The organism is Paenibacillus sp. FSL K6-1096, from assembly GCF_037977055.1.
In the GTDB taxonomy this organism is placed as follows: Bacteria; Bacillota; Bacilli; order Paenibacillales; family Paenibacillaceae; genus Paenibacillus_AQ.
This window is the reverse complement of the sequence record NZ_CP150274.1, coordinates 187,927-210,681: the sequence shown is the minus strand read 5'-3', so window position 1 is coordinate 210,681 and position 22,755 is coordinate 187,927. Positions and strand designations below refer to the sequence as shown.

Here is a 22,755-nt window from a genome sequence, read left to right as displayed (position 1 = left end):
TGTAGCCAAAAAAATCTTAACTAGAAGCGTTTTCGACGGTCAAAAAAAACAACCACCCTTATGAGTGGTTGTTGGTCAATGTCTGTTCACCGGCTTTTTTACGCCATTCCAGTGGCGTGGTTCCCTCTGCTTTGACAAAAAAATGATAAAACCGGCTGGAGGAAGTAAATCCGACCTCATGTGAAATGATCTCAACGGCCTTGTCCGTCTGCAGCAGCAGGCGCTTCGCTTCACGCAGGCGGAGATTGATCATATACTGTTTGGGCGAAACACCCATCAGCTCTGTAAATTTCTTACGCAGATTGCTCTCGGACAGAAAATACCGTGCAGCCAGCTCGCTGACCGTAATCTGGGTATGATAGCCGGCGTGGATCTCCTTCAATACCTCCTGGATGGTGAGCTGGTCATCTAAAACATGGGGCATTAACGTAGTCACCCTGTTCCGCTGGAACAGCAGCAGGATCGTCTCCATGGCTACCCGCATTAAGACATAGGAATCTGCATTATAACTGTCTAATTTCCATTCCTTCTCCAGTTGAAGGAGACTCATCTCTGCCCAGCGCATATCGTCTTCACTAAGGTAAGCACTGCGAATCCGGTCCTGCTCCCGCTCTGCGTTATGAAAGAGATACTGGCAGTATGCCGGCAGCTTGTCATGATAGAAATGTACAGAGATCCCCTGCCAGGGCTCGGTACAGACAAAACCATGGTGAAGCCCGGACGGGATCAGAATAAGATCCCCTTTGGCCACCTTGATATTCTGGTCCAGCGAGCTGTAATATCCTTCACCCTCCAAAATAAGAGTCAGTTCATCGTAATTGTGGGAATGCGACATAAAAAGGCCTTCACCCTTCTCCGCCTGGAAGGTATGGGGCATAAAACGCTCCATGCTGATTACGAAGTTTTTAGTATCATTTTGCATTGTATACTCCCCTTTTTGGCTGTACCTGTGAATAATCGCTTCACCATGTTCAATACACAGGTATATTTTAGCACGAACACAGATTTGTGAGAGAGGGGAGTGTAAGTAATACTAAGCAGTTAGCTCACCGGCCGCTTGTAGGGAGCAGCATTGTTGCACAATTGCAGGATTTCTCTGTATCTGTTACCGGCTGCGGTACAATGTTGCATGATTTGCATAAATTCCGGTGCAGAGAGCCAATTAGCGCTGGCTTTGTTGCATTTCGTGCAGGATTTCAGCATAGAGCGCTTCTAGGGGGCAGGATTATTGCATAATAAAAGCAGATAATTAGCAGCCCGGCGGTCAATTCTTCCCTTGCACCCAGCTATGAAAATTTCACGTATTCAGGCAATGCTTCCTCCTCTCAACCGAAAAACCTGCAACTTGCGCAGGTTTCAAAGATGTGAATTCCCTGTCTCCATCCCCATGATACGTGATCACTTTTTTAATATCCAGCTCTAGCAGTTTGGCTATCGACTTCAGCGCAGTCGGGTGATCCAACGAGTAATAGTTGTCGAAGGACAGGAGCTTACCATTTTTTGAATTTAATGCATCGCCGGCAATCAACGTCTTCGTTGGGATATGATATTGCGACAGCGGAATGGCTCCCGTCATTTCTCCTGCAACAAGGAGCGTTGGCTGGTTGTCTTTTAGATAGAATGGACCGAGCGGCCCGCTCAACTGCCCTGCTTTCCAGGTCATATCTTTATCTTTTTCAAAGACAAAAGAAAATACATTCTCGGAAAAAGCCCAATTACACCATCTCCTGAAATTGAATTTTATATATCTAAATGGAGAGCCTTGCGCAGATACGCCCCAGTTAATGAATGTGTAGCATCAGCAAGCTGGGCAGGTGTGCCCTCGAATACGATTTGGCCGCCCCGGTGTCCGCCTTCGGGGCCCATGTCAATAATCCAGTCAGCACTCTTGATCACATCCAGATTATGCTCGATGACTACCACTGAATTGCCGCTGTCGACCAGGCGGTTCATAATGTCCATCAGACCAGAGATATCGGACATATGCAGTCCGGTTGTCGGCTCGTCCATAACGTAGAGGCTGCCCTCCTTGTGAAGCTCCTCAGCCAGCTTGATGCGTTGGCACTCACCGCCCGACAAAGTGCTCAAAGGCTGGCCCAGCGTTACGTATCCAAGTCCCACATCCTCCAGTGTCTGCAGCTTGCGGAGCAGCTCCTTCTTGCTGAAGAACTTCGAAGCCTCCCGCACGGTCATAGCCAGGACGTCGCTGATGGATTTTCCATTCAGTTTGTAGGCCAATACTTCATCGCTGAACCGCCTGCCCCCACACGCTTCACAAGTCATCCGTATCGGCTCCAGAAACGCCAGATCTGTGTAGATCATGCCTAGTCCCTGACAGTTGGCACAGGCTCCCTTGGAATTGAAGCTGAACAAGGAAGCGCTTACCTTGTTAGCGGCTGTGAACAGCCGGCGGATGTCGTCCAGTATTCCCGTGTAGGTAGCCGGATTAGAGCGGATGGATGTGCCTGCGACCGACTGATCGATGACGATGGCTTCCGGATGTGAGGACAGGAAGGCTCCGTTAATCAGCGTACTTTTGCCTGAGCCCGCTACTCCCGTTACCACAGTCAATACGCCAACGGGTATATCAACGGTCACCTCCTTCAGATTGTGCAGGCTGGTGCAGGCTACGGTCATGTGTCCCTTTGGCACTCTGACAGATGTCTTCAAGGGCAGGCTTCGCTTCAAGTACCGTCCTGTTAACGTATCCGCATGGAGTAAGCCGGCAAAGTCGCCATTATAGACGATTGTACCGCCGCGATCACCTGCATGAGGTCCTACATCAATAATATAATCGGCGATTTCCATCACTTCGCGGTCATGCTCAACAACAAGTACCGTATTCCCTTTGTCCCTGAGCTGGCGCAGCATGCCGTTCAGACGATGAACATCCCGCGGATGCAGCCCGACGCTTGGTTCGTCAAAAATATAGACCATGTCGGTAAGACTGCTGCTCAGATGCCGGACCATCTTAATCCGCTGCGACTCCCCGCCTGACAACGTTGAGGTCTGCCGGTCCAGACTGAGATACTCCAGCCCGATGGCGACCAGATGATTCAACCGGGTCAGGATTCCCTCCTTCATGGGCCCGGCAACGGGGTCCTGAATGGCCTCGATGATACGAATAAGTTCGCCAATCTCCATTGCCGCACACTCTGCAATGTTGTATCCGTTAATTCGGCAGCCTAAGGCCGCTTGATTCAGCCGGCTTCCCTTACACAGGCTGCATTCGCTGTAGGACAAGAACCGGTCAATGGATTCACGTTTGGCTTCGGACAGCTCGCTGCTGTCCCGCTTCAGATACAGGCGTGTGAGCTTGGGCAGCAGACCTTCGTAATCCGATTCAATGGCTCCTCCTTTGGTGTTGTACACGATTTTGCTCTTTTTGCCATGCAGGAGGACATCCCACTCTTCGTGTGTGTAGTCAGCGAGCTGCTTATCGTTGTCGAACAGCCCGGAATGGGCATAGGTATTCCACAGCCAGCCCCCCACTTTAAAAGCGGGGAACAGGATCGCGCCACCATTCAGCGACCTGGACCTGTCTAGCAGCTTCTCTACATCGAACTGCACCACATGCCCCACTCCGGAGCACTCCGGGCACATACCGGCCGGGTCGTTAAAGGAGAATACATGCGAATTACCAATGTGCGGTTTGCCGATTCTGGAGAACAGCAGCCGGAGCATCGCATAAATATCCGTGATCGTGCCAACCGTTGAACGGGAGTTGCCGCCGAGCCTTTTCTGATCGATGACAACGGCCGTAGACAAGTTCTCGATGAGATCGGCATCCGGCTGACTAAACCGGGGCATCCGGTTGCGGATGTATGCGGAGAACGTCTCACCCAGCTGCCGCTGAGCTTCGACACTGATAGTGTCGAAGACCAGCGATGATTTGCCCGAACCCGAGACGCCTGTGAAAATCGTGATTTTCCGTTTCGGAATGCGGACATTGACGTTTTTCAGGTTATTCTCTCTCGCACCTTTAATGACGATATCATTAGCGTGCACCAAGCTCACCATCCCAATGGTATATAAGCTGTACAAGTCCGGAGGAGAAGGTTCTGGTGTCAGCCAATTTTAGATTCAACCGATCTTTGATATCCGCAAACAGCGGTTTTCCTTCTCCAAGAACGACAGGGTGTACGGATAATCTGAACTCATCCACAAGTCCTAATTGGATAAACGTTGTAATCAGACTTGCACCGCCATATAACCAGATGTCTTTACCGGGTCTCTGTTTGATTTTGTTTACTTCTTCGAGAATATGGTCGTTGATAAAAATAGCTTCATGCCCCTCCCCCTGCTGCGACCTGGAGAACACATATTTCTCTTTGCTATGGACCAGTGCCCAGATTTCTTTGTCATCATCTGAATCTTCAACCTTCGGAATGTATTGTCCAAATTGGTCATAGCTTTTTCTGCCATAGAATATGGTATCTACTTGATTCAAAAATTGAGTGAACTCCAGCTCAGGGTCCATAATGCACCAGTCCACTTCACCATTCTTCCCTTCAATGTAACCATCCAAAGTTACTGCCAAGTCTAAAATGATTCTTCTGCTCATGATTTATTGCTCCTCTCGTTAATCTATAATCATTATAGAGCTTAATCATGTCACCTTATGTCATATTAAAACTAACTGAGAAACGTTTGAACACAACTATTCTCTCCAAAAAGTGGAGCAATTAGCTTTTGATGCTATATTGAAATTAATCATTTTCTCAATTAGCGTGTAATCAATCGGACTCTTCCAAGGGAAACGAACCAATTCTTTAGTGTAATCAAGTCCAGCCGTCACAATGTCATCCTCTAAATGCGTTATTGTAAAACTTTCAGGAGATACTGCTAAATGTTTTTTAGAAGCGCTAAATCCAATAATAAATGTTCCGTGATCCGTAAACATCGGTTGTTTCCATTTTATCACTTCATTTAGCTGGGGATACTTTTGTCTAATCCAATTAAACATTTCCTCTATTTTTTCTCTGTGATTAGGGTCATCAATCCCGACTAAAAAATCCGAAAAATCTTCCATTATGATTCCTCCCTGAAATGAATAACTTAGTATGGAAAGTTATCTTCTATTATTGTTTGGGTATTGCTCTCCCAATCTTCTCTTATCATGGCATATCCAACAGAATCAAATAGTTGTCCGCCTTGTCTCCAGGATCTGCGGGTATAAGATTCTTTCACAAATCCGCTGTTAAAGAATGTTTTTCTCATAGCGAGATTATCGTATCTGGTATGGCCTTCAATTCTAATAATATGAGGATAATTATTAAATATATAAGTACTTAACCAATTAAGCACATGCTTTGCTATTCCTTTACCTCTAACCTTTTCTTTTAAACGCAAATCGAATAGACACGTAGGATCCTCTAGATCAAAAACTCTGATCAAACCAATTTTTGTATGACCGTCCATGATCCAAAAGGTTTGATTCCCGTTTTGGTTATAATTTCCGTTGGAAAAATTGTGTCTTATAGACTCTTCAGTAGGATTCTCCTGTCCATGAAAATTCCATGTTTCTGATGTTAAGAATTCTACTAATTCATCAATCATTTTATTTTCAAATTCTATATATGCGTACATATGCATGCCTCCATTTTCCCAGCAACTACCCAGTCTAATATGATTCTCTGATTCATAATTTATCGCTCCTCTCGTTAATCTATAATCATTATAGAACTTAATTATGTCACCTTATGTCATATTTAAATGCCTCTATTCTAACTCTTTTAAATAAAGTTTGAGCTGTTGATACAGTTTTCCGCTTGCCAGCTGCAACGGATGTGCCGAAGCTTTGCACAAGATCCCGAAGGTCATGGATATAAGGCTTCCACTGACCATCCTGACTGTAGTCCCGTTTATTCCGGGTTCAATCATAATTTTAGGAACCAGCGCGATCCCTAATCCATTCTCCACATAATGTTTTAATGCCGTCATGCTCCCGATCTCCATTGTATCCAGCATAATATTTCCGCTTTCCTGCAATATCATCTCCAGCTTCCTTCGATACGGACAGGTTGCTGATGTGATAAGCAGACGATATCCCCGAAATTCCTCAGGCACAATCACCTCTCGCTGAGCAAGCGGATGATTCTCGGGCATCAATACGGCGAACTCTTCCTGGAATAAGGGCTCGAAATGTAGCTCGGATCCCAAGTCAGGTGCCGTAGAAAGCGCAAAATCAATTTCTCCTTTGAGGACCCGCTCTCTCAGGGTCGGGGTGTTCGATATTTCCACGGAGATGCGGATATTCGGATGCTCAGTCATAAAATCCCTCAGAAAACCAGGCAAACGATAGCTAGCTGTTGGTTCCGTTACCCCTATGCGTATATGTCCTGCATCACCTGATTTCAAATTGGATAAACTGGTCTGAAGGTACTCCATGTTTTTGGTAATTTGTAAGCTCTGATCGTGAAACAGCCTGCCGGCTTCCGTCAAGCTGATTTCTTTCCCGCGCTCTATTAGCTTAACGCCCAATTCAGACTCAAGCTTTTGTATTTGCATCGTGACAGTTGATTGCGCATAATTCATTTCTTCTGCCGCGCGGTTAAAACTTCCGTATTGCACAATCAAATGGAACGTTTTTAGCGTTTTAAGATCCATAGTCCATCCCCCTGAACTAATTCATTTTTTTTGAATCAAACCTTCAATTAGTTCAATTATACAAATGTAAGATCAGCCTTTACAATAAATACATAAAAAGCATCGAAGGAGTGGAGTTATTATGGAATTAAAAAGTAAGGTAGGCCTTGTTACTGGTGGCGGTACGGGAATCGGAAGAGCGACAAGTCTCATGCTGGCCGAACGGGGGGCAACTGTTATAGTGAATTATTCACGTTCTCAATCCGAAGCGGAAGAAACCGTTCAATGGATCAATGATAAAGGCGGGCGGGCTATAGCCATACAAGCTGATGTTGCCCGGGACAAGGAAGTAGAAGCCATGGTTCAGACCGCTGTACAACAATTCGGTACAATCGACCTGCTTGTAAACAATGCCAGCATCACCAGACATATTCCGATGGATGATTTGGCATCAGTAACAGATGAGGTATGGGATAATTTGTTCGAGGTGAATGTGAAGGGCATGTTTTACTGCGCGAGGGCTGCCGCTCCCTTTATGAAGGAGAATAACCAGGGGGCAATTGTAAATGTTGGCAGCATTGCCGGGCAGACAGGCCTAGGCTCCTCCCTTCCGTATGCTGTAACCAAATCAGCGGTTCATGGACTTACGAAGTCCTTAGCCCGGGCTTTAGCACCAGCTATTCGGGTTAACTGCGTCGTGCCGGGAGCCGTTGCGACAAGATGGTGGGACGGAAGGGAAGAACAAATGAAGCGATTGGCTCCCCATCTTCTGCTGAAGCAGATTTCAACGCCCCGAGATATCGCTCAACTGATCTGTGCTGCTCTGGAACAGGAAGCAATGACCGGCCAGATCATAACCGTGGACAGCGGTCAGACCTTATAAGTCAGCAGAAGGGCATCTAATCTCCAATAAAGGAAGAATAGATGCCCTGCTTATTTGGTCTATTGAGGCTGGCTGTCTTTATTTATGCTGCGAAGCAGAAAGCGCCGGAAGCCCCGGAAGCCCCGGTCTCACTTGGCCTGTAACTCATCACCGGTTACCCATTTGTGATTTCTTACCGGATCTCCGCCTGTTGTCGGGGTATAGTCTACCATGTATACGGTTGTTCGCTCACCTGTATCTACAGTTGCGGAAGCTCCTTTCATACCAGGCATATGATCCGCGTTAAGCACCACTTCAGTGCCAGGTGCATAGAGCTCGTCTCCTGCATCTTGTAACTCCTGCTGAATAACCCATTTATGATTGGTAACCGGATCTCCTCCCGTTGTGGGTGTATACGATACCGCATAGACATTAGTCTCGTAAGCCCCTACAATGGTTGCGGCAGCACCCTTCATTCCGTCCATATGTCCCTCAGTAATAATGACTTGATCGCCGACCTTGTACTCCGGATTAGCGGCTTCCTGTAATCCTGCAGGTACTTCACTTGTCATATTCTCATGTTCCATCTCCGAATGATTCATGCTGGATGCAGCCTTACTGGATGTATCGGACGCCTGCTTTTCCTTATTCACGGTATTTCCGCAGCCACTGATGACAACCACCAGCGTTGCAGCCAGAATGAACAAACCTTTTTTCATGAGCTAGAATTCTCCTTTCGATATTTGAATGAGGTGAAGCTATCTTCAATTAACCAGAAAATATGAAGAATTAATGTGTTTTTTGTGAAAAAGGACTTATCCTTCAATATTTTTTCCGGGCTTTATAAATTCTAATCAAAGCGAAACTTAACAGTCCGATAAAAAGAAAACATATTCCCCATTGTATAATCCCGCTTGATAGTATGAAGGGACTTCGAAAGGATACCGCGGATACCGTCATACAACTTATACCCATTGCGATTAAAAGAACAGCTAACAGCCATTCCACTTTCTTCATTTTACTGCCTCCTAACGTGATGACTGCCGGATAAACTCAATTTCAAACCGTGTGCCTTGACCTGCCTGACTGGTCACTTTAATTTTCCCGCCCTGCAATTCAACCAGTTTTTTCACTATGGAGAGTCCTAAGCCCGTTCCTCCGAATTGGCGTGATCTTGACTTTTCCACCCGATAGAAGCGTTCAAAAATGTATGGAATTTCGTCCTCTGGAATACCAATCCCTGAATCCTCCACGACGAAGAGGAAAGCACTGCTGGTATATGTAAGGGAGACGTTAATTTCGCCTTTTTCGGTATAACGGACGGCATTCTCCAAAAGATTAAGGATTATTTGCTCCATCCGCTTTTTATCTGCGCGAATCTTTTTCATCGTACCGTTTTCGGTGTATTTCAGGCTAAGCCCCTTTTCTATTGACTTGAGCTCCGCTTTTCGCACTACCTGTTGCGTTAACTCAGACATATTCACCCAGTCCAGCTCAAGATCAATCTTTCCTTCTTCCATTTTTGCTAAATCAAAAAGATCCTCAACCAAGTGCTGCAACCGTAAGGCTTCATCATGAATGATTTCAAGGTACTTGTTTTTTTCTTCTGCAGTATCATAAAGTTCCTGCCGGAGAACCTGAGAATAGCCTTCCAAATAGGTAATCGGTGTCCGGAGTTCATGAGAGATATTAGCGAAAAATTCTTGCCTTGTATCCCGGTATCGCTGAAGATCCGCGGCAAGATCGTTAATCGCCTGCGCCAGGCTGCCCAATTCATCATTGCTCTTCATATCAAGACGCGTTTCCAGTTCTCCTGCGGCGATCTTCCGTGTAGCCTGCTGCATTACGAGTAAAGGTCGCGATAAATACTGAGCTATAATCCATGTAATACCGAGAGCCAAAAGAAAAGCGCCAATTCCTGACAAGATCAAAGGTTTACGGACCGCTTGTAATGACTGTTCCATCTTCTTGGTGGAGGACATGACATACAGGGCAGAGGTCGCTATATCCTTTTCATAAATCGGTTGTCCGGACACAAAGTAACGAACTCCGGAAGGTTCGGAATATAAGAAATTGACTGTCTCTCCTGCTAAGATTCTGTCCAGATCCGAGCTTCGAATCATATTCCGGTCGGAAGAATCGTGTGTTCCTGAGTGTAGAATTACTTCACTATTGGCGTTGACGTTAAGTATACTGACGTTCGAGAATTCGGCAAATGTCTTCATCATCTCACCGGAGGTACTATCCGATTGGGCCATGACCGCAAAATGGGAACCCAATTCCTCATTCTCCGTTCGCATCCGCTCGAAATAAAAACTTGTGAATAAACGGTCTATGCTCAAGCCAAGAAACACCAGTACGATAAGAAACACCATGATAATAATAAATCCTAATTTTAAAGCGATACGGTTATTTTTCATTGGCGTCTCCAGGAACATAAAATTTATAACCAACCCCCCATACTGTTTGGATCGGGTTGTATTTTAAACCTGCTAAATGCATCTTTTCCCTGATGTTTTTGATATGCGTATCGACGACTCTGTACTCACCTTCGAAATCGTAGCCCCATAGCCGTTCCACCAATTCTTCTCTTGTAAATGCTTTTTGGATATTCTGCGTAAAAGCCACCAATAAATCGAATTCTTTTTGGGTAAATTCTACATATTCATCACAAATTCGTACTTCACGGGCTTCAGGAATAATAACGAGGTCTGGATAATGAAGCATACGCGACGGTTGAGGAACTACCTCTTGGTTCATCACAGATCTGCGAATCAACGAGAACATTCGGGCCAGTAATTCGTCAGGATCGAAGGGCTTGGTCAAGTAATCATCCGCTCCGATATCTAAGCCCTTAATCTTATCTTTGGTCTCTGTTCGTGCAGACAGGAATAAAATTGGTGTTGTTACAAGTTCTCTGATACGCTTACAGATTTGCCAACCATCCATATCAGGCAGCATTACATCGAGAATAATGACATCGAAGGAATGGGCTTGTACCAACGCTAAAGCTTCTTGTCCCGTTGCTGCTTCTTTAATCTCAAAACCTTCTTTCATCAAATAAATCCGCAGCAAATTTCTCATATTCCATTCATCATCTACAATCAATACCTGAAGTTTAGACACTGAATATCCACCTCAAATTTATCTGTTTTTTTAATGTTATATAGAGTGAACTTAAGAATCTAACTTGCCGCATGGACGAAATCCTTGCTATCAAGGGGTTTTGTTCATCTGCGGTCCATCATTCTTAAGTTCATCTTATATAGAATGCCGTAAGCGGCACTCGCTTACGGCATATTCTCTACATCTATTATATTATTTTTTTAAGCTTTGCAGTTCTTTGCTGATTCGTTCATTTTCAGCTTTCAGATCAACCAGCTGGTCTTGCAGGCTTTCAGCTGCAACACGGTGATTATGAAAGCCGTGAGAGTGCCCGCCTTTCATTGTAAACATCATAACAACCATCATGACAGGACATACCAGTACGAGTAACGTAGACCATTCCATTTGAAATCCTCCTGTAAAAGTTACTTTAATTTATATTTCTATCTTAAAGTTTAAGTGTGTGGAATTTATGTTGAAAGCATGCGTTAATCATGAATAATAAAAGGTATTTCAATTGCAGCACCCAAATGAAAGCGCTATAATAAAATATTGCCAGCCTATTGCTTCTTTGAACACTATACTGCTGCTGATTGGAGCCGATGATTATGGCCTTATTGTTCATTAATGCAGGACGGAAGCTCTCGACGATTAATAAAAACATCTACGGGCATTTTGCGGAGCATCTGGGTAACGGAATTTATAATGGTATTTATGTCGGAGAGGACAGCATAATCCCCAATGTCCGGGGAATACGGAGCGATGTTGTGGAAGCCCTCCGTAAGATCCAGGTTCCCGTGCTGCGCTGGCCCGGCGGCTGTTTTGCCGAATACTATAACTGGAAGGATGGAGTCGGACCGGACCGCAAACGTATTGTAAATGCAGGCTGGGGTGCGGTTGTGGAGGATAACTCCTTCGGCACGCATGAATTTCTTGATCTCTGTGAGCAGGTCGGATGCTCGCCTTATATTGCCGCCAATGTCGGCTCCGGTACTCCCCGGGAGGTTAGCGAATGGATTGAATATATGACCTTCAGCGGTGACTCCCCTATGGCGGATTGGCGGCGGCAGAATGGCCGGGACAAGCCCTGGAAGGTGGAATTCGTAGGAATCGGCAATGAGAACTGGGCTTGCGGCGGAAATATGCGCCCTGAATATTATGCAGATGTGTACAGACGCTTTGAGACCTATGTACGGAATTATGGTGAATCCAAGCTGTACCGGATTGCCTGTGGAGCGAATGGCGGCGATTATGAATGGACCGAGGTTTTGATGAAGCAAGCCGGTAAGCAGATGGACGGACTTTCACTGCATTATTATACGATGCCCGGTTTTTATGATACTGAAGAATACCCCTGGGAGCAGAAAGGCCCCGCCGTCGGATTTGATGCCGGAAGCTATTACCGCACGTTACGCCGGGCGCTGTATACCGATGAGCTGATCCGCAGACATAAAAGTGTTATGGATCAGTACGATCCGCAGGGGCGTGTGAGCATTATTATGGATGAATGGGGCACCTGGCACCAGGTGGAGCCAGGCATGAATCCGGCGTTCTTATTCCAGCAGAATACGATGCGTGACGCGATTGTCGCTGCTGTTTCGCTGAATATTTTCAACAGCCACAGCGACCGGGTGCACATGGCCAATCTCGCGCAGATGGTCAATGTGCTCCAGTCCGTGATTCTGACCGAAGGAGATAAGCTGCTCCTGACTCCTACGTACCATGTATTTGACCTTTTTAAAGGTCATCAGGATGCCACGTTAATCGAAAGCTATGTGCAGCAGCAACAGCAGACCGGTCCGGAAGATGCTCTGGTCCCTACTCTGCATGTCAGTGCCTCTGAACGGACAGACGGCAGGATTCATGTCACTCTGGCTAACCTGTCCATGGATGAAGCTCAGCATACCCAATGGAAGCTGGACGGTAAAATGTTCTCCAATGCCTCCATCCGCTACATCAGCGGTGATATGAACAGCCATAATCAATTCGGCCAGCCGCCTGAGGTAGAAATCCAAGCTTTGCCGGACATGAAGATACAGGATAATTCACTGGAGCTTGCCCTTCCTGCCTGCTGCGTAGCAGAGATTATTTTGGAATGACCTAACGGAGAGCCCGGCATGAGCTGAGCCTAAGCCATACTCTACGACTTAGGCTCTTTTTTTCATTTTTTATCCGCTGGTTCTGGGCTTATATTCCGAATAAGCATCTTTAAGGTGTACAGGTTTGAGGGGGCTGTCATCGATAATGGCCTTTCGCTTCGCCTTGAGAATGATTTGTTCCATATCGGCAAAGCTGCAGCCTGCAAGCAAAGCTGAGGTTATCCCTTGAAGCGGTTCGGCTTGCTCAAAATCGTCTATAAGTAAACGAATGAATTCGCTTCTTCCGTTATCATCCGGCATCCCGTAAGTCATTTTCGTATCAAATCTGCGCCAGATTGCCTGGTCCAATTCCTCCTCCAGATTGGTAGCGGCAATGAACACGCTGCTCCCCTCAAATTCATCCAGGCATTGCAGCAATGTATTGACGGCTCTGGCCATTTCCTTGACTTCATCATTGCTGTCGCGCGTTCTGCCGATCGCGTCGAATTCGTCAAGGAACAGGACACACGGCGTTGTTTTGGCGTAATCAAAAACTTTGCGGATGTTGCTCCCCGTCTCTCCCAAATGACTATGAATGATCGCGTCCAGCCGGACTAGAATCAGCGGCAGCTCCAGGCGCGCGGCAAGATAAAACGCGGTTAGTGTTTTTCCTGTACCCGGCGGACCGAACATGACAATTTTATTGGGTACCGGCACATCATAGGTTTCGAACCGCTCTTTCATTCCGATAATCGTGATGAACTCTTCCACGATCAGCCGGTTAGCAGGCGCAAATACGATCCGCTTCACTTTTTTTGCGCATTCTTTAGGTGTATATGACGTCGCCACATCTATACCTTTGGACTTGGGAAGGCGGAAATTGGTGCTATTTTTACTCATTCAGTTAGGCCCCTTTGTCAACATTAAATCGTAATATTTACGATGTAAACAGTATAATGTGCTCTGCTTCTTTAATCAACCTTAATCTCCTTCTTGTCCAAAACAAATAGCCCAAACCGTGGAAGAACAGTTTGCGCTACGAGCCTGTCATACAGGATTCCTAGGCGAAGACCAGAAGGCGGACTTCTGCTAAGTACCTGATTTATACGGTGTTTCCTGATCCAGCACATCTCTGATGTAATCTTTTCCCCATTGGTACATAGCATCCAAAATCGGAATAAGACTCTCTCCATATTCAGTCAATGAGTATTCAACTTTAGGTGGAACGACAGGATACACTTCCCGGTGAACGATGAGATGATCTTCAAGCTCGCGTAACTGATTCACAAGCATTCGCTGGGTGATATCCGGAATGAGGGATTTTAATTCACCAAACCGTTTGGTTCCCTCTTTGCCCAAATGCCATAAAATCAGCATTTTCCACTTACCGCCAATGACGGAAAGCGTCAGCTCCTTCTCGCAGTTAAATGTTTTCTCTCTCAAATTTGGCATTTGATGCGCGCCTCCCTTATTTGCTCCATAGTATACTTTTTAGCACTATATGCGATTAAAGTGCGTACTTTTAATTCAATAACATACTCAGTATACTAAAAAACATGCTTGAGGGTAAATAAAACTTGATTAGGAGCGAAAAATAATGAAATTACAATTAGCGTTAGATCTTGTCGATATTCAGGGTGCCATTGCATTAGTGAAAGAGGTAGAAGAGCATGTAGACGTTGTAGAGATTGGTACTCCAGTAGTTATCAATGAAGGTCTTAGAGCAGTAAAAGAGCTTAAAGCTGCCTTCCCTAACTTAACCGTATTGGCAGACCTGAAAATTATGGATGCAGCCGGATATGAAGTAAGCCAGGCCGCAGCTGCAGGCGCGGATATCATCACCATTCTTGGTGCGGCCGAAGACGAATCCATTAAAGGTGCTGTAGCGGAAGCTAAAAAACAGGGAAAGCAAATCCTTGCGGATATGATCGCCGTGAAGGATATTGCCGCCCGCGCTAAGCAACTCGATGAACTTGGTGTTGATTATATCTGCGTTCACACCGGTTACGATCTTCAGGCCGTTGGAAAGAATTCCTTCGAGGACCTTTCAACCATCAAAAGCGTTGTAAAACATGCGAAAACCGCTGTTGCAGGCGGTATCAAATTAGAAACTCTTCCTGAAGTTATCAAACAACACCCGGATCTGGTTATTGTAGGCGGCGGGATTACGAATAAAGAGGATAAGAAAGCTGCGGCACGCGAAATGCAAGCTCTAATCAAACAAGGTTAATCCACTGCCATGAAGACTACTCAATATATAGCGGAAATCGTTCAAGAATTACATCAGACCGTTCATCTCATTAATGATTCAGAGGCTGAGAAGCTGGTACAGCAAATTTTAGCATCCAAGAAGATTTTTGTGGCGGGTGCCGGCCGATCCGGACTCATGGGTAAAGCTTTTGTGATGCGAATGATGCATATGGGGATTGATGCCTATGTAGTCGGGGAGACCGTAACCGCTAATTTGGAAAAGGATGATTTATTAATCCTTGGTTCAGGATCAGGGGAAACCAGAACCTTAGTTGCCATTGCCGAAAAAGCTAAAAGCTTAGGCGGCACAATCGCGGCTATCACCATTTCTCCTGAGTCAACTATTGGACAGTTAGCCGATATTATTGTTAAATTACCGGGAGTCACCAAAGACCAGTCTGAAGGTGATTACCGGACGATTCAACCCATGGGATCGCTATTTGAGCAAGCCATGCTGTTATTGTATGATGCGATAATCCTGCGTTTCATGGAGGAGAAGAATCTGGACTCTAATAAAATGTATGGAAAACATGCGAATCTTGAATAGTGCGCTCATTCATGCATTCTTAAAAACGCCGGGCATCTTCCCCGGCGTTTTCTTCGCGATGCTTAGGTTTGTCCGGGTGCTCAGGTACGTCTGTTCTCCACCGATTTCATCCGGTTCTGATCATCAGGCAGCCGGTCGTTGCTGAATTCCTGACCAGCTTCCACTTCTCCGTCGGCAGATACCGCCCGGGCAAAGTTCGTGAACTGTCTTTTCTCCTCGTCCTGCTCGTGTTTATGCCTTAGAAGCTCCTTCGGGTCCTGAGTTGTCATAGTTAACCTCCTGGGAAATCAAGTCATGCTGTTTATGTGCACTATAGAAGTTTTCCCATGAACTCGTGGTGCTTATGCAAGAAATTCCCGGTAGTACTAGCGGTTGGCCTTATCCATCCTGCTGTTTGTGCAATATCCCCTGGAGTATCACTTCGATTGCCCAGAAGAATCTTTCCTTGGAGGCGGTATCCCCCGAGAATAAATCGGTCTTCAGACTGTTCATCAACGGAAAACGTACCGGATCTGCATCATTATAGTAACTCTGGGCAGTGGCCATCAGTCCGTTTGCTCTCTTAGCCTTCTCTAATGCAATAGAAGACACATACAGGAGCAGCAGATCTGTTCCCCAGGCAGCAGACGTAGAGTTGATTCCGCCCTTTTGCAGGACGTTAAGTAAATACTCATTCAGACGAAAGGCATTATTCCCAATAGGAATCGTCTGCAAAGACAGCTCGGCTAATCCGGGTTGTCCGATAAGCAGCTCTGCATAAGCATGGAGTGCTTGAAATAACTGCTCCTTCCAGTTCTCTTCCGTAAGCTCAGGCAGGTTCAACTCACCGAGACCCAGGTCAAGCACATAGGAGCTCAATTCCTGCAGATTTTTAACGTAAACATACAGGGAGGAAGGTCCAGTGTCCAGTTGCTTGGCTACCTTCCTCATGCTCATGCCGGAGGTTCCTTCCTGCTTCAGCAGCTCATACGCCGTCTTGACAATGATTTCATGACTAAGGGGTTCTTTGGCTGGCCGGTTACGGCGGCTCACAATTTCACGTTTAGGTTTCATCATACTTTTCTTATAACATGCCGGAAGCCAATAGTAAATATACCGCGGAAGATAACCTCAGTCTTGCTGGTCATACTGATCTTGATAAGATTGCATGAGTGCAGCAAATTTTGGAGCCGCATTCTCTGAGAAGCTGAGGATGAGATTTTCGTTAGACACATACGCTTTCTCTGAGGCATACTGGAACATTTTCTCCTCATATTCTTCAATCGCCACAGAGGTCTGCTCGTTCCTTACTATGGCCAGCGCCAGCTCCAGCGCATCCAGCATTGCAAGATTCACTCCTTCTCCGGCAAAAGGAGACATGACATGTGCTGCATCTCCAATCAACGTGACACCAGCGCTGCGTTCCCAGCGAAACCCGACTGGCAGCATGTAGATCCGTCTGGGTACCACCGCATCTTCCGCATACCGGATATAATTCTTAAGCGGCTCACTCCAATCGTGAAACAGCTCAAGCAGCTTTGCCTTTATCTCCTGTGGCTTATCATTTCGAATGTCATCTAACCAGTCCCGGCCGACCTTGAAGCTCGCATATACTTTGATCCTCCCATTGCCGTTCAACTGGCCCAGAATCCCTTTGTGATCATCCAGCGCGAACATCTTGCCACGAGCATTGAATGCTGCTAAGTCCGGGTGATCGGCGGCAATCACATTAAGCTCCAGCATCGTCAGACCTGAATATTCCACATCTGTATCCGAGAGCAGAGGACGAACACGGGAAAAGGCACCGTCCGCACCAATGACAAGATCAGCCACAGCGGTATGTCCATTCTCAAAATGAAGCTCCGTCTTGCCTTCTCCCAGAGGTATAGCCTTCTCCAGTTTATAGCCATATTGTATAGTAGCCGGATCTAATTTGCTTAAAAGCAAGTCACACAGCACACCACGGTCAATCTCCGGGCGTCTCTGCCCTTCCGGACTCTCTTCATCGGCCACTTCATCCAGGTATAGGGTCCCCGTCTTATCCATGAGCCGGAAGTCTTCGCCTTCAAACCGTGCGGCTTGCAGAAAAGCCTCATATAATCCCGCCTCCTTCAAAGCGAGCTGCCCGGATTCTTCATGGATATCTAACGAGCCTCCGCGTTCATGGCTAAGATCCTCATGCTCACGCTCGTAAACGATCGAAGAAATACCATGCTGCTGCAGAATCAGGGCAAGCGTTAGCCCCCCTGGTCCCCCTCCAATAATGGCGATCTTGCGTTGTCCGGTAGAATGAACAGTTGTCATGTGTAGACATCTCCTTTTGTATAGATAGTTTTTTTCTTAAGAAACCTGCTTCTTGCCTGCAAAAAACAAAGATAAAATCAATGCGCTAACTGCAAAGCCTAAAGTAATCCAGAATGTGGAGCCGAAGGCATGACCTAATTGATCGAATGAATGCTGTGCGGGAAGTCCCCTGATTTGCTTGGTCAGAAAAGCCATCGTGATAGTAACGCCGAAGGAGGACATGATTTGCTGGGCTGAAGTCGTTATGGGTGTGACACGGCTGATTAATTCCTTGGGAGCTGATCTGAGGACATGGGTATTGATCTGCATCATCGTTAATCCTTGCCCAAGCCCAGCAAAAGCAAAGCTGCAAATGATGTATAACGTACTGGTATGGGCATCAATCTGCGTCAGAGCAAGTAAGGACCCGCAAAGTGACAGAATACCCATGACGGCGACCGGGCGGACACCGAAACGGTCAAACAACCGGCCGCCGGCATTAATCCCGACTGTGGATAACAGGGCTTGCGGGATCACATATAATCCAGCCTCAAGAGGCGTTAGCCCCCTCACTTGCTGGAGATACAGGGGGAATAAAAGAATACTTCCGAATAAAGCGATCTGATTCAGCCAGGCGACAGAAATACCATGTACAAAGGTAGGCGAGCGGAATACCCGCAGCTCCAGCAGTGGATGCTTTTGCCTAAGCTCATTCCAGATAAAGATGGCCAGTATAACCAGGCCCCCTGCCAGAGGAGCTAACGTCCATAGATTAGACCACCCCTTCTCTCCTGCTTGATGTACAGCAAACACAATGGAAGTAAAGGCAACCGGAGCCAAAAGTGCCCCGATTACATCCAGCTTGTTGTTGGCTTTTGCACCCGATGCAGGTAAGTACCTCCAAGCCATCAGTAAAGCCAAAATGCCAACCGGCACGTTGATGAAAAAAATCCAGTGCCAATTGATGTACTCGATCAGCCAGCCCGACAATAAAGGTCCCAGAATGGGAGCAAGCAGCATCGGGATACCGAGAATGCCCATCACAGATCCTCTTTTGTCAGGTGGAGCGACCATGAATACCGTAGCAATTCCGATGGGAGCCACCATGCCCCCGCCCAAACCTTGAATAATGCGGAAAACGATAAGCTGACCAGGAGTGGTTGCCATTGCACACAACACAGAAGCGAGCACAAATAACACAATGCTGATCATAAACATCCGTTTGGGCGAGAAACGGTCAGAGAACCAGCCAGCGAGCGGAATGACTGCCGATAAAGACAAGGTATACGCCGTTATGACCCACTGAATCGTACTAAGATTGGTATCGAAGGCATTCACTAATTTCGGTACAGCCACATTCATGATGGTGCTGTCTAAGATCACCAGGAACATCCCTGATGCCACTGCGAGAAGGATGGGCAATATCTGCTTTAAGGAAAAGGCTGCCTGCATACTGTGGCTATTATTTGTATCTGACATACACGCTCTCCTCCTTTCCCTAAATAAGCGTATGAATTAGTAAAGTTGATACATTTATAACATAACGAACAGTGTTCGTCAAGAACGATGTTCGTTATTAATACAAAAAGAGCCCGCCGACCTGTTCAGGTTGACGGGCTTTTCATTGGCCCAAATGATATGAATTTAGACAAAGCATGCACTAAGAATAATAACCAGTAAGATATAAAGAACTAGAATCGCAGCTGTAGATGTAAACCCAACAGGGTGATGGCCGACACCCCCAACATTTTCACTCATAAATTAACCCTCCTCTGCAAATAAATTCAAAATAACATATGTAGTTACTTCGCATCTTGCTTGGGTGGGATCGTATATTATTTCAGGCTAAACCGCCCTGCTCCATGCCTTGCGATCAGCGGAAATGCGCTAATGAAATAAATGACAGCGAGCAGTGCAATGGTAACCGCTAAACTCCATGGGTCCGGGCGCAGCAGGAAGGCTATAAGGAATCCTATTGATCCGAGGCTATTCAGCAGAGTGAACCAGGGGTTACCCGTCGTCATGTCTGAGGTGTAAGGCTGGAGCAGATAATACAGCAGTAAATGATACACCGAGAAAAACACCGACAACGCCAGCGTTAGCAGCCATACCGGAAGAAGGATTGAATGGAACTTCCCGTCTGTGATGTTCAGGATAAACACACTTAGTACAGCCGCCAGGCCTGCGCCGATCAGCATATTCCGCCCCAGCAGCCACCGCAGGCGCAAGCGGAAATGCTGCACTGCATCCCTCCGGTAGAAGGAATAGCGCAGCAGCGGCAGATCACAGTGATGAAACAGCATCCGGCACAGCTGATTGCCCATCGTCAATTGAAACATCGCCAGAATGATACAAGCTACATACCGTTCAAGCTGTGTAACATTCAGGTGATCGGCAAAGATCAGTGCGGAAAGCGCTAAAAGGACACCGATCACACTAATAATCACTAACCTTTTATGGAAAGGCGTGGTTACAAGTCCCTTATGTCGTTTAACAAATACGGAGTGCAGGTAAGCGTAACCCCTCTTACCCGCAACAGGAAGAGGCCCATTACTATCGCTGGTGTGATCCGCCTGAACCTGGGCACTTTTGTGCTGAATCTCCATCATCAACCGTTCCATGTTTAACAGCGGATCATCATAGCTTGTCACCGCTCTTACCGCATCCGTATAATTCGTTCTTTGCAGCAGTACATACCCGGCGGTCATGCCGCTGAGCAGCAGCACTGCCAGAAGCAGCGGTTGACTGAGGACAGCGGCACCAAACAATGGGATATCCAATCCTGTGAGTGGCAGATAAGCCGCAGCAAGAGTGATCAGCATGACCAGTGAGATGAGCCCTGTCTTTTTCACCAGTATGATCTGGGAATTCCGGAAGAGCTGCAAATGCAGCAGTTCACATAATACCCTCCACAGGGTCACAGCGCCAACCAGCATAAGAGTCTGCCCCACCGAAATGCCTAAGCTGCCGGCAATCACCATCATGGCTATCCCTTGATACACCAGAAAAGTCACATAGCGGTTAGCCAGGACGGCCCGCATATACCTTGTAGGCGCAATCCGCATCAGCCGGACAGCCGTGTATTTCATTTTACTCGATTCCAGCACCTTTGCACTTGATACTCCTGCCAGTACGACGCTCATGCAGAAATACATATGAATAAACAAAGCTTGCCGTTCCTCCGCTGTCCAATCGTCTGCCCACAGAGCTATTGGCAATGCAAGCAGCACTCCGAAATAGAGCAAGCTCTCAGCTAAACCGCCCAACAGGATCAGAATGATGGCGATTCCGCCAGCCCGCCGCTTGGCCCGCACAGCCCCATACGCCTGCTCTGGAACCATCCCCCCGATTACAGGCAACCGCAGGGTATAAAAGATCAGCTTGTTCACCAAGATCGCCAGCTGCAGCTGCCACATGCGGACAATGGTATTAAGCATCTCCGTCATGGGCATCCACCTCCCCTTTTCCGGGTTCATTGGCGTCATCTTCACTCAATAACTCAATCACCTGCTGCTCAAAATCCGGCTGTTTCAGCAACCCGGCTGATACGCGCGTCAGCTTGCCTCGATGAAGCAGGGCCAGCTCATCGCATAAATCGGCGGCCAGTTGCAGGATATGCGTGGAGAAAATCAGCACATGATCCTCTTTCATTTTCCGTAATAGCTGCTTCATCTCTAAGGCAACGACAACATCAAGCGAAGTCAGCGGTTCATCCAGGAGAATGACAGGAGGCCGCATGAGCAGAACGAGCAGCATTTGCAGTTTGTTTTTCATTCCATGTGAATAGTGCTTAATCAGCTTGTGGCGGTCACTCTGTTCAATAGACATCAAGTCGAATAGTGCGTCTATATCTCCGCCCCGGTCTGCCACCGCCGCCTGATTCACATCAATATAAAAACGGATAAATTCATATCCGGTCAGAAATTCCGGCAAAATGGGCAGTGAATACACATAACCCACATCCTCCGGCTGCAATTCGCGGCAGGTATTGCCCTGTACCAGCTTGAACCCTCCGCGATCCGCTTGTATTTCCCCGCTTAAGCAATTGAACAATGTCGTTTTTCCGGCTCCGTTGCGGCCAAGCAGTCCGTAAATCTTCCCCTGCTCAAATACCAAATCCGCACCCGTCAATACCTGCTTATCGCCGAAGCTTTTTTCTAAGTTCTCTACAAGTAACTCCATTCTGCCAGATTCTATCCTTTGATTTTCCGTTGTGATCTTTAACACACACCTTCTTGTAGTTTTAGTTAAGGATAACACCGGCTTTTGGTGGAGGGGTTGTAGAGAATTTTTTTAATTATGTTGTACTACATGCAAATCGTTCAGAATCCCTTGGAGCAGCGGCTTCTCTTTCTCCTTGAGGGTCTCGACCATCATGATCATGCGATTCAAGATTTCCTGTTCGTTCTCCATTTCCAGCCGCAGACAGAGATTCCGCAGCGACAAGGACTGCTGGACCAACTGCTCGTAATCTGCAATATCATATTTGGATAGTGGAATGCCCTGTTTCTCGACCAGGAAGAGCAACCGGTCATGCATAACTTTTTTATGCTCATACAGGATGTGGAATATTCTCACGTCTATCCCATGCTTGCGTATATTGCGTAAGTATTCAACAATCCCGTCGTAAACGGCCAGCCCGAATGAATAATACTGCTTGGGGTTGTCGAACATCCGGAAGCGCTTGGACGAATCCCGGCAGTATACATACTCTTCTAATTGCTCTATCACAATGTTTAGGTCAAATTCAAATTCAGCCGAAGCTCTTACATCCAGCAAATGCATTCCATCTACCCATTGTGTTAAGCTGCCCCTGGACTGGCCGAATTGGAGAAGTGCCTGTTCCAGCAAGCCCCCGCTAACTTCGCCGGTGCTGTAAGCAAATCGCTCGTTGTAACCTGCAGTGTAGAATTTATCCTGCTGCGCATCATAGCCGTACAGGAATAGATCATGTGCATTATGGCGCTTCTCATAACACACCCGATCCGGGATATAATATTCATTCACAAAGGTAATGATATATTTCTCTTCCTCCATCCGGTCCTGAAGAAATGGAATCAAGG

25 protein-coding genes are annotated in these 22,755 nt (G+C 46.7%); 4 read left to right on the top strand and 21 right to left on the bottom strand.

All coding sequences use genetic code 11. The features are described from left to right. Nucleotides 1–58: 58 nt before the first annotated feature. The 7 genes from MHI24_RS00845 to MHI24_RS00815 all read right to left on the bottom strand — a co-directional run bounded on the left by MHI24_RS00845 (nt 59) and on the right by MHI24_RS00815 (nt 6,609). Nucleotides 59–922 carry an AraC family transcriptional regulator gene (locus MHI24_RS00845; RefSeq protein WP_340023673.1) on the bottom strand — a complete coding sequence of 288 codons (864 nt, stop codon included), beginning with the start codon at nt 920–922 and terminating at the stop codon, nt 59–61. 375 nt (nt 923–1,297) lie between these two features. Further along, nucleotides 1,298–1,663 carry a hypothetical protein gene (locus MHI24_RS00840; RefSeq protein ID WP_340023672.1) on the bottom strand — a complete coding sequence of 122 codons (366 nt, stop codon included), beginning with the start codon at nt 1,661–1,663 and terminating at the stop codon, nt 1,298–1,300. A 77-nt stretch (nt 1,664–1,740) separates the two neighbouring features. Beyond that, the gene (locus MHI24_RS00835) at nt 1,741–4,020 is read right to left on the bottom strand and encodes an excinuclease ABC subunit UvrA (protein WP_340023670.1); all 2,280 of its coding nucleotides are present in this window, start codon (nt 4,018–4,020) and stop codon (nt 1,741–1,743) included. Beyond that, entirely contained in the window at nt 3,998–4,564 is a 567-nt protein-coding gene (locus MHI24_RS00830) for a dihydrofolate reductase family protein (protein WP_340023669.1), read from the bottom strand. Before MHI24_RS00830 ends, MHI24_RS00835 begins: the two co-directional genes overlap by 23 nt. A gap of 96 nt (nt 4,565–4,660) precedes the next feature. Further along, nucleotides 4,661–5,032, bottom strand: a complete 372-nt coding sequence (locus MHI24_RS00825) for an iron chaperone (RefSeq protein ID WP_340023668.1) — start codon at nt 5,030–5,032, stop codon at nt 4,661–4,663. A gap of 26 nt (nt 5,033–5,058) precedes the next feature. Continuing rightward, the gene (locus MHI24_RS00820) at nt 5,059–5,589 is read right to left on the bottom strand and encodes a GNAT family protein (protein ID WP_340023667.1); all 531 of its coding nucleotides are present in this window, start codon (nt 5,587–5,589) and stop codon (nt 5,059–5,061) included. A 132-nt stretch (nt 5,590–5,721) separates the two neighbouring features. After that, the gene (locus MHI24_RS00815) at nt 5,722–6,609 is read right to left on the bottom strand and encodes a LysR family transcriptional regulator (protein WP_340023666.1); all 888 of its coding nucleotides are present in this window, start codon (nt 6,607–6,609) and stop codon (nt 5,722–5,724) included. A gap of 121 nt (nt 6,610–6,730) precedes the next feature. Here MHI24_RS00815 and MHI24_RS00810 point away from each other — a divergent pair, with 121 nt between their 5' ends. After that, nucleotides 6,731–7,471: an SDR family oxidoreductase gene (locus MHI24_RS00810; RefSeq protein ID WP_340023665.1), complete on the top strand. Its 741-nt coding sequence runs from the start codon at nt 6,731–6,733 to the stop codon at nt 7,469–7,471. 128 nt (nt 7,472–7,599) lie between these two features. Here the strand turns inward: MHI24_RS00810 and MHI24_RS00805 are convergent, their stop codons facing one another. From MHI24_RS00805 to MHI24_RS00790, 4 genes are all read right to left on the bottom strand, one after another. Further along, nucleotides 7,600–8,169: a YdhK family protein gene (locus MHI24_RS00805; protein ID WP_340023664.1), complete on the bottom strand. Its 570-nt coding sequence runs from the start codon at nt 8,167–8,169 to the stop codon at nt 7,600–7,602. A 309-nt stretch (nt 8,170–8,478) separates the two neighbouring features. Next, nucleotides 8,479–9,870 (bottom strand): ATP-binding protein, encoded by a 1,392-nt coding sequence (locus MHI24_RS00800; RefSeq protein WP_340023663.1) that lies wholly within the window; start codon nt 9,868–9,870, stop codon nt 8,479–8,481. Beyond that, nucleotides 9,860–10,576: a response regulator transcription factor gene (locus MHI24_RS00795; protein ID WP_340023662.1), complete on the bottom strand. Its 717-nt coding sequence runs from the start codon at nt 10,574–10,576 to the stop codon at nt 9,860–9,862. Before MHI24_RS00795 ends, MHI24_RS00800 begins: the two co-directional genes overlap by 11 nt. Nucleotides 10,577–10,768: 192 nt before the next feature. Beyond that, nucleotides 10,769–10,960: a hypothetical protein gene (locus MHI24_RS00790; RefSeq protein WP_340023661.1), complete on the bottom strand. Its 192-nt coding sequence runs from the start codon at nt 10,958–10,960 to the stop codon at nt 10,769–10,771. A gap of 203 nt (nt 10,961–11,163) precedes the next feature. On the opposite strand from MHI24_RS00790, the gene MHI24_RS00785 reads away from it, so the two are divergent. Next, nucleotides 11,164–12,654, top strand: a complete 1,491-nt coding sequence (locus tag MHI24_RS00785; protein WP_340023660.1) for an alpha-L-arabinofuranosidase C-terminal domain-containing protein — start codon at nt 11,164–11,166, stop codon at nt 12,652–12,654. Nucleotides 12,655–12,723: 69 nt separating this feature from the next. Here MHI24_RS00785 and MHI24_RS00780 read toward each other — a convergent pair whose 3' ends face one another. Both MHI24_RS00780 and MHI24_RS00775 read right to left on the bottom strand, forming a co-directional pair. Then, nucleotides 12,724–13,533: an ATP-binding protein gene (locus MHI24_RS00780; RefSeq protein WP_340023659.1), complete on the bottom strand. Its 810-nt coding sequence runs from the start codon at nt 13,531–13,533 to the stop codon at nt 12,724–12,726. A 189-nt stretch (nt 13,534–13,722) separates the two neighbouring features. Beyond that, on the bottom strand, nt 13,723–14,085 hold the full coding sequence (locus MHI24_RS00775) for a winged helix-turn-helix transcriptional regulator (protein WP_340023658.1): 363 nt from the start codon (nt 14,083–14,085) through the stop codon (nt 13,723–13,725). A 145-nt stretch (nt 14,086–14,230) separates the two neighbouring features. Here MHI24_RS00775 and hxlA point away from each other — a divergent pair, with 145 nt between their 5' ends. Beyond that, the gene (gene hxlA, locus MHI24_RS00770) at nt 14,231–14,863 is read left to right on the top strand and encodes a 3-hexulose-6-phosphate synthase (RefSeq protein WP_340023657.1); all 633 of its coding nucleotides are present in this window, start codon (nt 14,231–14,233) and stop codon (nt 14,861–14,863) included. Between the two features lie 9 nt (nt 14,864–14,872). Beyond that, nucleotides 14,873–15,430 (top strand): 6-phospho-3-hexuloisomerase, encoded by a 558-nt coding sequence (gene hxlB, locus MHI24_RS00765; RefSeq protein WP_340023656.1) that lies wholly within the window; start codon nt 14,873–14,875, stop codon nt 15,428–15,430. Between the two features lie 80 nt (nt 15,431–15,510). Here the strand turns inward: hxlB and MHI24_RS00760 are convergent, their stop codons facing one another. The 8 genes from MHI24_RS00760 to MHI24_RS00725 form a co-directional block, all read right to left on the bottom strand. After that, on the bottom strand, nt 15,511–15,699 hold the full coding sequence (locus MHI24_RS00760) for a hypothetical protein (RefSeq protein WP_340023655.1): 189 nt from the start codon (nt 15,697–15,699) through the stop codon (nt 15,511–15,513). Between the two features lie 109 nt (nt 15,700–15,808). After that, nucleotides 15,809–16,486, bottom strand: coding sequence for a helix-turn-helix domain-containing protein (locus tag MHI24_RS00755; RefSeq protein ID WP_340023654.1), 678 nt, complete (start codon nt 16,484–16,486; stop codon nt 15,809–15,811). Nucleotides 16,487–16,540: 54 nt separating this feature from the next. After that, nucleotides 16,541–17,713: an NAD(P)/FAD-dependent oxidoreductase gene (locus tag MHI24_RS00750; protein WP_340023653.1), complete on the bottom strand. Its 1,173-nt coding sequence runs from the start codon at nt 17,711–17,713 to the stop codon at nt 16,541–16,543. A gap of 36 nt (nt 17,714–17,749) precedes the next feature. After that, a complete protein-coding gene (locus MHI24_RS00745) occupies nt 17,750–19,171 on the bottom strand; it encodes an MDR family MFS transporter (RefSeq protein WP_340023651.1) in 1,422 nt (473 codons plus the stop codon). 165 nt (nt 19,172–19,336) lie between these two features. Further along, a complete protein-coding gene (locus MHI24_RS00740; protein WP_340023650.1) occupies nt 19,337–19,450 on the bottom strand; it encodes a YjcZ family sporulation protein in 114 nt (37 codons plus the stop codon). 77 nt (nt 19,451–19,527) lie between these two features. After that, entirely contained in the window at nt 19,528–21,138 is a 1,611-nt protein-coding gene (locus tag MHI24_RS00735; RefSeq protein WP_340023649.1) for a hypothetical protein, read from the bottom strand. Then, the gene (locus MHI24_RS00730) at nt 21,122–21,874 is read right to left on the bottom strand and encodes an ABC transporter ATP-binding protein (RefSeq protein WP_340023648.1); all 753 of its coding nucleotides are present in this window, start codon (nt 21,872–21,874) and stop codon (nt 21,122–21,124) included. The genes MHI24_RS00735 and MHI24_RS00730 overlap by 17 nt, the downstream gene beginning before the upstream one ends. A 111-nt stretch (nt 21,875–21,985) precedes the next feature. Continuing rightward, a complete protein-coding gene (locus MHI24_RS00725; RefSeq protein WP_340023647.1) occupies nt 21,986–22,753 on the bottom strand; it encodes a hypothetical protein in 768 nt (255 codons plus the stop codon). Between the last annotated feature and the right edge of the window lie 2 nt (nt 22,754–22,755).

Coding starts and splice junctions, on each gene's coding strand:
- MHI24_RS00845 (WP_340023673.1), bottom strand. CDS start 922: ATGCAAAATGATACTAAAAACTTCGTAATCAGCATGGAGCGTTTTATG.
- MHI24_RS00840 (WP_340023672.1), bottom strand. CDS start 1,663: ATGACCTGGAAAGCAGGGCAGTTGAGCGGGCCGCTCGGTCCATTCTAT.
- MHI24_RS00835 (WP_340023670.1), bottom strand. CDS start 4,020: ATGGTGAGCTTGGTGCACGCTAATGATATCGTCATTAAAGGTGCGAGA.
- MHI24_RS00830 (WP_340023669.1), bottom strand. CDS start 4,564: ATGAGCAGAAGAATCATTTTAGACTTGGCAGTAACTTTGGATGGTTAC.
- MHI24_RS00825 (WP_340023668.1), bottom strand. CDS start 5,032: ATGGAAGATTTTTCGGATTTTTTAGTCGGGATTGATGACCCTAATCAC.
- MHI24_RS00820 (WP_340023667.1), bottom strand. CDS start 5,589: ATGTACGCATATATAGAATTTGAAAATAAAATGATTGATGAATTAGTA.
- MHI24_RS00815 (WP_340023666.1), bottom strand. CDS start 6,609: ATGGATCTTAAAACGCTAAAAACGTTCCATTTGATTGTGCAATACGGA.
- MHI24_RS00810 (WP_340023665.1), top strand. CDS start 6,731: ATGGAATTAAAAAGTAAGGTAGGCCTTGTTACTGGTGGCGGTACGGGA.
- MHI24_RS00805 (WP_340023664.1), bottom strand. CDS start 8,169: ATGAAAAAAGGTTTGTTCATTCTGGCTGCAACGCTGGTGGTTGTCATC.
- MHI24_RS00800 (WP_340023663.1), bottom strand. CDS start 9,870: ATGAAAAATAACCGTATCGCTTTAAAATTAGGATTTATTATTATCATG.
- MHI24_RS00790 (WP_340023661.1), bottom strand. CDS start 10,960: ATGGAATGGTCTACGTTACTCGTACTGGTATGTCCTGTCATGATGGTT.
- MHI24_RS00785 (WP_340023660.1), top strand. CDS start 11,164: ATGGCCTTATTGTTCATTAATGCAGGACGGAAGCTCTCGACGATTAAT.
- MHI24_RS00780 (WP_340023659.1), bottom strand. CDS start 13,533: ATGAGTAAAAATAGCACCAATTTCCGCCTTCCCAAGTCCAAAGGTATA.
- MHI24_RS00775 (WP_340023658.1), bottom strand. CDS start 14,085: ATGCCAAATTTGAGAGAGAAAACATTTAACTGCGAGAAGGAGCTGACG.
- hxlA (WP_340023657.1), top strand. CDS start 14,231: ATGAAATTACAATTAGCGTTAGATCTTGTCGATATTCAGGGTGCCATT.
- hxlB (WP_340023656.1), top strand. CDS start 14,873: ATGAAGACTACTCAATATATAGCGGAAATCGTTCAAGAATTACATCAG.
- MHI24_RS00760 (WP_340023655.1), bottom strand. CDS start 15,699: ATGACAACTCAGGACCCGAAGGAGCTTCTAAGGCATAAACACGAGCAG.
- MHI24_RS00755 (WP_340023654.1), bottom strand. CDS start 16,486: ATGATGAAACCTAAACGTGAAATTGTGAGCCGCCGTAACCGGCCAGCC.
- MHI24_RS00750 (WP_340023653.1), bottom strand. CDS start 17,713: ATGACAACTGTTCATTCTACCGGACAACGCAAGATCGCCATTATTGGA.
- MHI24_RS00745 (WP_340023651.1), bottom strand. CDS start 19,171: ATGTCAGATACAAATAATAGCCACAGTATGCAGGCAGCCTTTTCCTTA.
- MHI24_RS00740 (WP_340023650.1), bottom strand. CDS start 19,450: ATGAGTGAAAATGTTGGGGGTGTCGGCCATCACCCTGTTGGGTTTACA.
- MHI24_RS00735 (WP_340023649.1), bottom strand. CDS start 21,138: ATGACGGAGATGCTTAATACCATTGTCCGCATGTGGCAGCTGCAGCTG.
- MHI24_RS00730 (WP_340023648.1), bottom strand. CDS start 21,874: ATGGAGTTACTTGTAGAGAACTTAGAAAAAAGCTTCGGCGATAAGCAG.